We start from the raw sequence: 11,677 nt of genomic DNA, 5'->3' as shown, positions 1-11,677 counted from the left end.
CTCAGTCAAGCACCTCGGCAATCTCGTGGGTGGTGATCCGGCGCCCCGTGTAGAACGGGGTCTCCTCACGCACGTGCAGGCGTGCCTCGGTGTTGCGGAAGTGGCGCATGATGTCCACCAGGTCCACGAGCTCCGGGGCCTCCAGGGCCAGCAGCCACTCGAAGTCGTTGAGCCCGAAGCACGCGATGGTGTTGGCGAGCACCTGCGGGTACTCGCGGGCCTTCATGCCGTGGTTCTTGAGCATCTCCCCGCGGCGCTGCGGGTTCATGTAGTACCACTCGTAGGAGCGCACGAACGGGTAGACGCACACCCACGCGCCAGCCTCCGCACCGCGCGCGAACGCGGGCGAATGGTTGGACGTGAACTCCGCCTCGCGGTGCACGCCCATGGCGTTCCAGGACTGCCGGGTGCCCGCGAGCAGCGGCTGACGGCGCAGTTGCCGGATCGCGGCCTGCAGGGCGTCCGGTTCCTTGCCCGTGAGCCACAGCATCAGATCGGCGCTCTCGCGCATCCCGGAGACGTCGTACACACCGCGCACGGTCACGCCCCGACCCTCGAGGTCCTTCACGAGCTCGTCGAACGCGCTGCGGTTGGCCTGCGAGTCCGCGTCCCGCGGGCGCTCACCCGTCCGCTCGAACACCGTGTAACCGGCCCAGTACAGCGTGTCCCCGCCGCCCTGTGCCGCGTCCTGGCGTGCCTCGGTTGCGTGCTCACTCATCGTGTGTGCTCCCTTTCGACTTCTCGTTCTGTTCACGTCCGGTGGTTCTCGTCCCGCGCAGAACTGCCCGGGCTGCGCGGACGACGTCGCACGGCTCGGTCCCGCGCGCGGCGGTCCCTCAGTTCGGGGTCACGTCGAACCCGTGGTGCTTGAGCAGGGTCCTGACCTGGTGGCGGGTGTCCGCGACGACCGCCGCGAGTCCCGTACCGGACAGCCACGCCCCCACGGCCGCGGCGTCCGGGACGTCCTTGAGCGCCCGGCGGAACCCCGTGACGCGGGCGCTGTGACCCGCGTCCGTGCGCGGCAGGGCGGTGTGCCACCGCACGACGTCCGCGCCCACGAGCTGTTCCGGCTCGATCGGTACGCCCAGCAGTGTGCTCGCGTCCCCGAGGGCGAGCGAGATGAGGTGCTTGTCCTCGAGCGTGACCTCCGGGGAGGGGCCCGATCCACGCGGGGTGGCCCGGCCGTAGGATAACCGCACCACGTGGCGGTGCTCCCCGGCCTCGCGGGCCACCCACTTCCACTTGGCCGTGGCGTGGGTCAGGGCCTTGGCGCGCACCTCGCGCACGTCGTCGCTCACGAGCAGACCGGTCCCGCGGGGTGCACTGTCCAGGGCGGGGCAGTCCAGCACGAGGGTGGCCAGCGCGATCCGGGGCCCCGAGCGCGGCGTGAAGTTCTGGACGTCGCTGACCTGCGTGCCGAGCAAGCGCACCGTGGTGGGTCCGTCCGTGGCCATCACGAGCAGTTCTCCGCGGGCCACGGCCGTCTTGTCCCCGTTCACGGGTTGGCGCTGGATCACCATCCACCCGGGCCTGCGGGGGTCACGGTCCAGGGCGATGACGTCGTAGCGGGTCACGAGCTTGACGCCCAACCGCTCCGCGTCCCGCACGAGCCGTTCGCTGAGCAGGTTCATCCCGCCGTCGAGACCGGCCACGTTCGCACCCGCGGGGCTCGCTGTGCGCAGTGCACCCGCGGCCGCGCCCAGGCTGCCGAGTTCGCGCAAGCGGGCGCGCAGACCGGGGGCCACGGCGTCGACGTCGAGTTCGTCCGGGTGGGTCGAGTAGACCCCGGAGACGAACGGGGTGACCAACCGGTCCAGCACGCGCTGACCCATGCGGGCGCGTACGAGGCCGCCGATGGAACGCTCCCCCGCGCCCACGCGGGCCGGCAGCGCCCTGTCCATGCGCGCACGGGCCACGCCGGCCCGGCCGAGGGGTTTGCGCAGCTCCGGTGCGGTGGGGTCCGCGGGGATCCCGAGCACCCCGGACTTGGGGGCGGGCACCGCACCCTCGGGCAGTTGCAACCAAGAGCCCGCGGGGTTGGGAGTGACCACGCGATCGGAGAGCCCGAGTTCCTCGAGCAGATCGGGCACGGCCTCCGAGCGCGTGGCGAAGGATTCCGCACCGGAGTCCAGGACGAGCCCCGCCACCTCGTGGGCACCCACGGCGCCGCCGAAGTGGTCCGAGGCCTCGACCAGCGTCACGCGCAGACCGGCGCGCGCGAGGTCACGGGCGGCCGTCAACCCGGCGACGCCGCCGCCCACCACGAGGGCCGTGCGAGGACGCCGTGGCGCGGTGCGCCGCTGGGCACCGGGGGAAGTTGTCACCGAGTCTCCTTGTGGATGAAGGTCACCAGTTCGCTCAGCACGTCCGGGTCCGTCTCCGGCGGCACACCGTGGCCCAGGTTGACCACGTGACCGGGGGCGCTGCGGCCGCGGCGCAGGACGTCGAGGGCGTGCTCGTGCAGCACCTCCCGCGGGGCGGCGAGCAGCGCGGGATCGATGTTGCCCTGCACCACGGTACGCCCACCCAGACGCTGCGATGCGACGTCCAGCGGGATGCGGTAGTCCACACCCACGGCGTCCGCTCCCGCGTCCCGCATGGCGGCCAGCAGCTCGCCCGTGCCCGTGCCGAAGTGGATCCGCGGGACACCCAGGTCCGCCACGGCGGCGAGCGCGTCCGCGGAGTGGCGCTGGACGTGCGCCTCGTAGTCCGCGAGCGAGAGCGAGCCCGCCCACGAATCGAACAACTGCACGGCCGAGGCCCCAGCTTCCACCTGGGCGCGCAGGAACGCCCCGGAGGTGCGCGCGGCCCATTCGGCCAGGGCGGTCCAGGACGCGGAGTCCGCGTGCATCATGGTGCGCGGGCGCAAGTGGTCGCGCGAGGGTCCGCCCTCCACGGCGTAGGCGGCGATCGTGAACGGCGCGCCCGCGAAACCGATCAGCGGGGTGTCACCGAGCTCGGCGACCGTGCGGGCCACGGCCTCACGGATCGGGTCCAGCGCCGAGTCGGGCAGCTCGGGCAGCGCGGCGACGTCCGCGGCGGTGCGCACCGGGTGCTCGAGCACCGGGCCGCGCCCGGCCACGATGTCCACGGCCACCGAGGCGAGCTTCATGGGCACCACGATGTCGGAGAAGAAGATGGCCGCGTCCACGCCGTGGCGGCGCACCGGCTGCAGGGTGATCTCCGCGGCGAGGTCCGGGGTCAGGCACGCCTCGAGCATCCCCGTGCCCTCCCGGGCGGCGCGGTACTCGGGCAGCGAGCGACCCGCCTGGCGCATGAACCACACGGGTGTGTGCGCGGCGGGCAGTCCCCGCAGGGTCCTGATCAGCGGGGAGTCGGCCACCCCCGCCGAGCGCAGCGGGTGTTCGGTGGGAAGCGCTGCGATGCGCTGCTCCCACGCGTGATCGCCGCCCGGCTCCGTGGCCGCGGCGGGATCGTGGGGGGACTCGGCGCGGCGGGATTCTACGGTGCGATCATTCTGGGAAGCCATAATGGCCCCATTGTGCCAAAGGAGTCCGCGGGTTTTGGTGACGTAGTGTCCGCCGGGAACGCAATCTCTGCGCCGGGCGCGCCCAGTGGTTATGCTGAGCGAGCCAGGATGAATTCGTCTAGGATGGCCGGATTGTGGTTCTTTTCTGTCTTGTCGCATCGCACCGTTCCGTCGACCTCAACACCGTCGCACGGTTGAGCACGGGGGCTCTCGGGGTGGCCGAGGAGGCCGTGTCCCAGGGTGCGCTCTCGGGGGCCATCACGCTGTCCACGTGCAACCGGCTCGAGCTCTACGGTGAGCTCCCCGAGGACGAGACCCACGACGTCGCCCTGGCCCAGCAGCAGCTCGCCGAACGCGTGGCCGAGCGCGCGGGGCTGGACGAACGCTTCGTCCTGGAGACCATGGACACCTACCACGGCACCGAGGTTCCGCAACACCTGTTCACCGTGGTCTCCGGTCTGGAGTCCGCCGTGGTGGGCGAGCGCGAGATCACCGGACAGGTCCGCCGCGCGCTGAACCAGGCCCGCCAGTCCGGCACCGCTTCGGGTCACCTCGTGCAGTTGTTCGAGGCCGCCGCCCGCACCGCACGTGAGGTCGGGGCCCGCACCGGCCTCGGTGAGCGGGGACGCTCCATCGTGTCCGTGGCCCTGGACCTCGCCGACGACATCACCCGCGGCAGCTGGCCCGACCGGCACGCCCTGATCTTCGGCACCGGCGCGTACGCCGGCGCCACCATGGCCGCGCTGCGCGACCGCGGCTGCGCGGACATCGAGGTCTACTCCGGTTCCGGACGCGCCCAGCAGTTCACGGACCAGCGCGGCGGCTCCCCCGTCACGGAGGTCGAGCTGCCGGCGGCACTGCGCCGCGCGGACGTCGTGATCGGCTGCTCGGGCGGCTCCGCCCCCATGCCGGCGTCCGCCTTCCCGAGCGGACCGCGCACCGTGATCGACCTCGCGCTCGCGCGGGACTTCGACCCCGCCGTCGCGGACCTGCCGGACGTGGAGCTGATCACCCTGGAATCGGTGCGCGTGGCCGCACCCGAGGAGACCCGCGAGTCCGTGAGCGCGGCGCGCGAGATCGTGGACGAGGCCGCCCAGGGCTTCGCGGCGGCCCAGAACGCCCGCACCATGGACCAGGCCATCGTGGCGCTGCGCAAGCACACCATGGCCGTGCTGGACGCCGAACTCGAGAAGGTCCGTGCCCACCACGGCTGCACCGGCGCGGAGGAACAGATCGAGATGGCCATGCGCCGCATGGTCCGCTCACTGCTGCACATCCCCACCGTCCGTGCCCGTCAACTCGCCGCGGAGGGCCGCGCGGACGAATACATTTCCGGATTGGAAGCGCTGTTCGGTCTGGAGGTCGCGCCACCGCAGACCCTCCCCGCGGATCAGGATTCCCTCGCTGAACGATCCCCCTCAGACACCCCGCGTCCCCGCGCGGCCGGTTGAAGCCACGACGGGCGAGGGCCCGTCACAGAGGAGGACCCCATGAACGCTCCCGATGCACGCGACGCGCCCGCGCCCACCGGCCACACGCGGGCCCCTCGCATGACCCGGGACCAGCGGCGGGAGCAGCTATTGAGCACGGCACTGCGGGTGTTTTCCGAAGGCGGCTACCACTCGACCTCCATGGACGAGATCGCCGCCGCGGCCGGAGTCTCCAAACCGGTGCTCTACCAGCACTTCCCGGGTAAGCGGGACCTGTTCCTGGCGCTCGTGCAGTTCACGCTCGCGGAACTGTCCGGGAAGCTCGAGCGGTCCCTGGCCAACGCCGAGACCAACAAGGCGCGGGTGCAGAACGTGATCGACACCCACTTCGAGTTCGTGAACAGCCAGCCGGAGGCCCATCGGCTCGTGTTCAGCGCGGACCTCATGTCCTTCCCCGAGGTCGCGGCGCAACTAGACGAGTTCTACCAGGGGATCGCCGTGGCCGTGGCCGCGGTGCTCGGACCCAAAGCGGGCATGCCACCGGCCCAGGCCACCATGCTGTCCCGGGGCCTCGTGCACCTGGTCCAGACCTCCGCTGTGTTCTGGACCCGCCACCCGGAAGCGGGCACACGTGAAGAGGTCCAGGACCGGATTTTCCGTTTAGCCTGGGGCGGAATCAGGACGCTCGACGAGGAGCGCCGGGAACCTGCTCCTAAACTGATCGGCAACGACCGAGGCTGACGCGCCCGCCCCTCACCGGGGTGCGCGGCACCTGGAAGACATGGTCCGGCCCGTGATCACCGTGGGCCGGTGACGCCGCAGGAGGTACTCATGGAAATCAAGATCGGGATTCAGAACGTGGCCCGCGAGCTCGTGGTCAACGCCGACCTCTCCGCGGACGAGGTGCAGACCAAGGTCACGGAGGCGCTGAGCTCCGGCGCACCGCTCGTGCTGCAGGACACCAAGGGTTCCACCACCGTGGTCCCCTCCGCGAGCATCGGCTACGTGGAGACCGGCCAGGAGACCAAGCGAAAGGTGGGTTTCACCCCCCTGCCCCTCGGCTGAACCGCCCACGCCGTGAGGCCCCCGGACCACCGCGTCCGGGGGCCTCACCGTTTTGCGGGTACACTGGAGCTGTTTATCAGGATGACCGGTCGTCCCATGAGACCGTCACGTTCACTTGTTACCCGGCTTCGGCCCGCGCCCGGAAGGTCCCGCGCCTTCCGCTGAGCGCCCGGGCGGGGTGCGTTTCACGATCGGCTTCCTCTCACAGCGCGGCGGCCCCCGCTTCGTGCCGCTCCGTCCTCCGGGACGGCCCGGCCGATGATCCGGTGTGGTGCCCCGCGCCGACCCGTGAAGGACATTCGTGACCGATATCACTGCAACACCCGAACACGACATCATCGAGCCGGACGAGGCCGGGACCCAGGCGGTCGACACCGCCGAACCCGTGACCGAGTCTTCGTTCGCGGACTTCGGCGTCCGCCAGGACATCGTGGACGCGCTCGCCGAGCACGGCATCACCTCCCCGTTCCCCATCCAGGCCATGACGCTGCCCATCGCGCTGTCCGGCCAGGACATCATCGGCCAGGCCAAGACCGGTACCGGCAAGACCCTCGGTTTCGGCATCCCCGCACTGCAGCGCGCCGTGGGCCGTGACGACGACGGCTGGGCCCAGTTGAAGAAGCCCGGCGCCCCCCAGGCATTGATCGTGGTCCCCACGCGTGAGCTCGCGGTCCAGGTGGGCAGCGACCTCGCGATCGCCGCCAAGACCCGCAACGCCCGCGTGGCCACGATCTACGGTGGCCGCCCCTACGAGTCGCAGATCGCCGAGCTCGACAAGGGCGTGGAGGTCGTCGTGGGCACCCCCGGGCGCCTGATCGACCTCAACCGCCAGCACTTCCTGGACCTGAGCCACGTGCGCATGGTCGTGCTGGACGAGGCGGACGAGATGCTGGACCTGGGCTTCCTCCCGGACGTGGAGAAGCTGCTGGCCACGGTTCCGCAGGTGCGCCAAACCATGCTGTTCTCCGCGACCATGCCCGGCCCCGTGGTGGCCATGGCACGGCGGTACATGTCCCGGCCCATGCACATCCGTGCGGCCGCCCCGGACGAGGGCAGCACCAAGAAGGACATCCGTCAGGTCATCTACCGCGCCCACCACCTGGACAAGGACGAGGTCGTCGCGCGCATCCTGCAGGCCGAGGGCCGGGGACGGACCATCATCTTCACGCGTACCAAACGCGCGGCCGCCAAGCTCGCGGACGAGCTCATCCACCGCGGTTTCGCCGCCGCTCCCCTGCACGGCGACCTGGGCCAGGGTGCCCGCGAGCAGGCGCTGCGCGCGTTCCGTCACGGCAAGGTGGACGTGCTTGTGGCCACGGACGTCGCCGCGCGAGGGATCGACGTCGAGGACGTCACCCACGTGATCAACTTCCAGTGCCCCGAGGACGAGAAGACTTACCTGCACCGCACCGGGCGCACCGGGCGCGCGGGCAACAAGGGCACGGCCATCACGTTCGTGGACTGGGACGACGTCCCCCGCTGGCGCCTGATCGACAATGCCCTCGAGCTGGGCGTGCCCGAACCCGTGGAGACCTACTCGTCCTCCGATCACCTCTACACGGACCTGAACATCCCGCGCGGCGTCAAGGGCAAGCTGCCCAAGTCGCAGCGCACGCTCGAGGGCCTCGACGCCGAGGAGCTCGAGGACCTCGGTGACGGCAGGCCGCAGCACTCCGAGAAGCGTTCGGGCCGCGACGGTCGTGGTGGTTCCGGTGGCCGCAACGGCTCCGGCGCACGACGCCGCTCGGGCGGTTCCGACCCCCGCAGCGGCTCCGCGGGGCGATCCCAGGCGGAGAACCAGCGGCCCCGCTCCGAGCAGGGCGAGCGTTCCCGGGAGACCTCCGTGGAGGACACGGGCGAGGGCACCAAGCGGCGCCGGCGGCGTCGTCGTTCCTCGGGGCAGAACAAGGCTGCCCAGGGCGGTCAGCAGGCGCAGCAGTCCTCTGCAGCGGGAGAGTAGATGGCGCAGTGGGAGCCCTTCGCATTCGATGCGGAGGGCACCAGCGCGATCGTGCACGGTGAGAACCTCAGCGTGCTGGAGGGGCTGCCGGACGAGGCGTTCTCCCTGGTGTACCTGGACCCCCCGTTCAACACGGGCAGGGACCAGGTGCGCCGCACCACTCGCTCCGTCCCCGCGGCCGCGGGCGAGGGCGATCGCGTGGGCTTCGCGGGGCGTTCCTACGAAACGATCATGGGCTCGTTGCTGCGCTACGAGGACTCGTTCGCGGACTACCTGGGCTTCCTGGAACCCCGGCTGATGCATGCCCGGCGCGTGCTGGCCACGCACGGGACGCTGTACGTGCACCTGGACTACCGCGAGGTGCACTACGTCAAGGTGCTGCTGGACGCGCTGTTCGGCCGCCGGTGCTTCCTCAACGAGATCATCTGGGCCTACGACTTCGGCGGACGCACCGCCAAGCGATGGCCGGCCAAGCACGACACGATCCTGGTCTACGTCAAGGATCCGACCGCCTACCACTTCAACTCCGCGGACGTGGACCGGGAGCCGTACATGGCCCCGGGGCTCGTGGGTCCCGTCAAAGCCGCGCGCGGCAAGCTGCCCACGGACGTGTGGTGGCACACGATCGTCTCCCCCACGGGCAAGGAAAAGACCGGTTATCCCACGCAGAAACCCGCCGGGGTGTTGCGCCGGATCGTCACGGCGTCCTCGCGTCCCGGGGACTGGGTGCTGGACTTCTTCGCAGGCTCGGGGACCACGGGCGCGGTCAGCGAGCAACTGGGCCGGAAGTTCGTGTGCGTGGACTCCAACCCCGAGGCCGTGGACGTCATGCGTCGGCGCCTGCCGGATACGGCGGTGTTCAGCGCGTCCTGATCCGGTTCACGAGCCGCTGCATCCCGACTGTTCTTCGAAACGTCGTCAGGACCGCGCCGTGCGCCCCGGCCTCACGGCCAGCGGACCTCCACCCCGGAGGTGGCCTGTTCGCAGATCCTCGTGAGCGAACGCACGGACGTGGAGTTCTCCCCCAACCGATTGGGCTTGCCCGCGCCGTGGTAGTCGCTGGATCCCGTGACGATGAGATCGTGGTCCGCGGCGAGCTTCATGAGCACCGCGCGGGACTCGTCCGGGTTGTCCCGGTGGGCGACTTCCACGCCGGCCAGACCGGCGTCGATCATCGCGTTGAAATCAGCCGGGGTGGCCACGCGACCGCGCAACGGGGCCATGGGGTGCGCGCACACCGGGACCCCGCCCGCCGCGCGCACGAGTTTGATGGCCTGCACCGGGTCCAGGGCCATGTGCCGCACGTAGTACTTAGATCGCCCGGAGAGCATGTCCGAGAACGCGGCAGAGCGGTTTGGAACGACGCCCAGCTCCACCAGGGCGTCCGCGATGTGCGGGCGGCCCACCGTGGCCTCGGGACTCACGTGGGCCATGACGTCGTCCCAGCTGATCGGGTAGTCCTGCGCGAGCAGGTCCACCATCGTGTGCGCGCGGAAGAGTCGGCTGCGCCGGGACTCCTCGATCGCGTCCAGCAGCGGTGCGTGGTCCGGGCCGTGCAGATAGCTGAGCATGTGCACCGAGATACCGCCCGCGGTGGTGCACGTGATCTCCATGCCGGGTACGAACGCGACCCCCAGGGACACGGCGGTGTCCCCCGCCTCCTGCCATCCCGCGGTGGTGTCGTGATCGGTGAGCGCGAAGACGTTGAGCCCGGCCCGGTGTGCCGCGCGGGCCACGTCCGCCGGGGACTCCGTGCCGTCCGACGCGTTGGAGTGGGTGTGCAGGTCGATTCTCATCACCTCCACGATACCCGCGGACCGCGGTGGGTCGGCCCGCGATACGCGCCGACCGGACGAGGCCGAGCCATCGCTACCGATCGCCCGGTCCTCGCTGTCCACGGGCCAGGGTTGACCGGCGTGGCACCATGGACGAGAACATTCCGCCAGCATCGCGACCCGCGCGGGAGCCCGCGCCCCGAAGGAGATGACCGCGTCCATGAGCCAAGGCTCAGCACACCCCACCGCTTCCCATCACGCGAGCGAGGACGCCGCGCAGCCCATGGACGAGCGGGTGGACAACCGCTCGCAGCGCCCCGACAACGCGGAGTTCCGCGAGTTCATGGCCTCGGGTTGGGCCGCTCCGGAGCACACGACGACGCCGCGCGCCGAGGTCGCGGAGTTCGCCGCTCAGCGCCGTGCCCGGCTCTCCCGGATGTTCCCCGGCGAGCGTCTCGTGATCCCCGCGGGCGCCCCCAAGGTGCGCTCGAACGACACCGACTATCGCTTCCGCCCGCACTCCGCGTTCGCGCACCTCACGGGCATGGGAGTGGACCACGAGCCCGAGGCCGTGCTGGTCATGGAACCCACTGAGCAGGGTCAGGGAGACGACGGCAGCGACCACACCTCCACCCTGTACTTCCACCCCATGGCCGGGCGGGACTCCGCGGAGTTCTACGCGGATGCCAAGAACGGTGAGTTCTGGGTGGGGCCCCGCCCCACGCTGGCGCAATTGCGCGACGAGTTCGCGCTGCCCACCGAGGACCTCTCCGCTCTGGAGACCGCGGTCACCAAGGACGCAGGCAACACCGCCCTGGGTGGTCTCAGCATTCGTTTGGTGCGGGACGTGGACCTGAACATGGACGCGCTCGTGGACACCTCCCGGATCAACACGGGCGTGGACCTCGAGCAGTCGGACACCAAGGACGCGACCCTGGCCGAGGCCCTGAGCGAGCTGCGGCTCATCAAGGACGAGTACGAGATCGGGCAGTTGCGCGAGGCCGTGGCGGCCACAATCCGCGGTTTCGAGGACATCGTCTCCGTGCTGCCGCGCGCGATCGGCGGTGAACGCGGCGAGCGCGTCGTCGAGGGCGCGTTCTTCTCCCGCGCCCGCCTCGAGGGCAACGACCTCGGCTACGACACCATCGCGGCGTCCGGGAACAACGCGACCGTGCTGCACTGGATCCGCAACAACGGCTCGGTCAAGCCGGGCGAGTTGATCCTCGTGGACGCGGGTGTGGAGGCCGAGTCGCTCTACACCGCGGACCTCACCCGCACCCTGCCCGTGACCGGCAGCTACACGGACGTGCAGCGCCGGATCTACCAGGCCGTGCTCGACGCCGCGGACGCCGCGTTCGACGTCGCCGTCCCCGGTAACAAGTTCCGGGACCTCCACGCCGCGGCCATGAAGGTGCTCGCCCAGCGGCTTGAGGAATGGGGGCTATTGCCTGTGTCCGCGGAGGTCTCCCTGTCCGAGGCCGGTCAGCACCACCGCCGCTGGATGCCGCACGGTACGAGCCACCACCTGGGACTGGACGTGCACGACTGCGCCCAGGCCAAGCGTGAGCTCTACCTGGACGCTGTGATCGAGCCGGGGATGGTGTTCACGATCGAGCCCGGGTTGTACTTCAAGAACGAGGACCTCGCGATCCCCGAGGAGTACCGCGGCATCGGTGTGCGCATCGAGGACGACGTGCTGATCACCGAGCAGGGCAACGAGAACCTCTCCGAGGCCCTCCCCCGCAACCCCGACGACGTGGAGTCGTGGATCCAGGGCATCTGGAACCGGGACGAGAACGTGGGCCCCAGCGCGGGCCCCGCGGCGTAACCCCCGGAACACCTAGAGAGTGATCCCCGGGCCCGCATGTCAGGACCCGGGGATCGCTCTCTGTGCGTGACGCCGCCGAACTCTCAGTCACTCCCGCGCCACCTTCGGGCACCATTTGTGGCTCTGGCG

At 70.5% G+C, this 11,677-nt stretch carries 10 protein-coding genes; 6 read left to right on the top strand and 4 right to left on the bottom strand.

Annotation, left to right across the window (positions count from 1 at the left end):
• Nucleotide 1: 1 nt before the first annotated feature.
• The 3 genes from hemQ to hemE form a co-directional block, all read right to left on the bottom strand.
• Nucleotides 2-718: a hydrogen peroxide-dependent heme synthase gene (gene hemQ, locus ACW9PK_RS10380; RefSeq protein WP_035965322.1), complete on the bottom strand. Its 717-nt coding sequence runs from the start codon at nucleotides 716-718 to the stop codon at nucleotides 2-4.
• A gap of 118 nt (nucleotides 719-836) precedes the next feature.
• Nucleotides 837-2,324, bottom strand: a complete 1,488-nt coding sequence (hemG, locus tag ACW9PK_RS10375; protein ID WP_035965323.1) for a protoporphyrinogen oxidase — start codon at nucleotides 2,322-2,324, stop codon at nucleotides 837-839.
• Nucleotides 2,321-3,490 carry a uroporphyrinogen decarboxylase gene (gene hemE / locus ACW9PK_RS10370; protein ID WP_436432782.1) on the bottom strand — a complete coding sequence of 390 codons (1,170 nt, stop codon included), beginning with the start codon at nucleotides 3,488-3,490 and terminating at the stop codon, nucleotides 2,321-2,323. The genes hemG and hemE overlap by 4 nt, the downstream gene beginning before the upstream one ends.
• 134 nt (nucleotides 3,491-3,624) lie before the next feature.
• Here hemE and ACW9PK_RS10365 point away from each other — a divergent pair, with 134 nt between their 5' ends.
• The 5 genes from ACW9PK_RS10365 (at nucleotide 3,625) to ACW9PK_RS10345 (ending at nucleotide 8,818) form a co-directional block, all read left to right on the top strand.
• The gene (locus tag ACW9PK_RS10365) at nucleotides 3,625-4,941 is read left to right on the top strand and encodes a glutamyl-tRNA reductase (RefSeq protein WP_457015788.1); all 1,317 of its coding nucleotides are present in this window, start codon (nucleotides 3,625-3,627) and stop codon (nucleotides 4,939-4,941) included.
• 39 nt (nucleotides 4,942-4,980) lie between these two features.
• Complete coding sequence (locus tag ACW9PK_RS10360; protein ID WP_457015787.1) at nucleotides 4,981-5,661, top strand: TetR/AcrR family transcriptional regulator; 681 nt, start codon at nucleotides 4,981-4,983, stop codon at nucleotides 5,659-5,661.
• A gap of 90 nt (nucleotides 5,662-5,751) precedes the next feature.
• Nucleotides 5,752-5,985, top strand: a complete 234-nt coding sequence (locus ACW9PK_RS10355) for a DUF3107 domain-containing protein (RefSeq protein ID WP_035965329.1) — start codon at nucleotides 5,752-5,754, stop codon at nucleotides 5,983-5,985.
• Nucleotides 5,986-6,286: 301 nt separating this feature from the next.
• Nucleotides 6,287-7,945: a DEAD/DEAH box helicase gene (locus tag ACW9PK_RS10350; RefSeq protein WP_457015785.1), complete on the top strand. Its 1,659-nt coding sequence runs from the start codon at nucleotides 6,287-6,289 to the stop codon at nucleotides 7,943-7,945.
• Entirely contained in the window at nucleotides 7,946-8,818 is an 873-nt protein-coding gene (locus ACW9PK_RS10345; protein ID WP_312793685.1) for a DNA-methyltransferase, read from the top strand. It abuts the gene before it with no gap.
• A 71-nt stretch (nucleotides 8,819-8,889) separates the two neighbouring features.
• Here the strand turns inward: ACW9PK_RS10345 and ACW9PK_RS10340 are convergent, their stop codons facing one another.
• Entirely contained in the window at nucleotides 8,890-9,741 is an 852-nt protein-coding gene (locus ACW9PK_RS10340) for a PHP domain-containing protein (RefSeq protein ID WP_167318297.1), read from the bottom strand.
• 199 nt (nucleotides 9,742-9,940) lie between these two features.
• On the opposite strand from ACW9PK_RS10340, the gene ACW9PK_RS10335 reads away from it, so the two are divergent.
• Nucleotides 9,941-11,548, top strand: a complete 1,608-nt coding sequence (locus tag ACW9PK_RS10335) for an aminopeptidase P family protein (protein ID WP_144997951.1) — start codon at nucleotides 9,941-9,943, stop codon at nucleotides 11,546-11,548.
• The last annotated feature ends 129 nt before the right edge of the window (nucleotides 11,549-11,677 follow it).

The organism is Kocuria sp. MNB10 (assembly GCF_054073685.1).
This window is presented reverse-complemented; position numbering and strand designations above follow the sequence as displayed.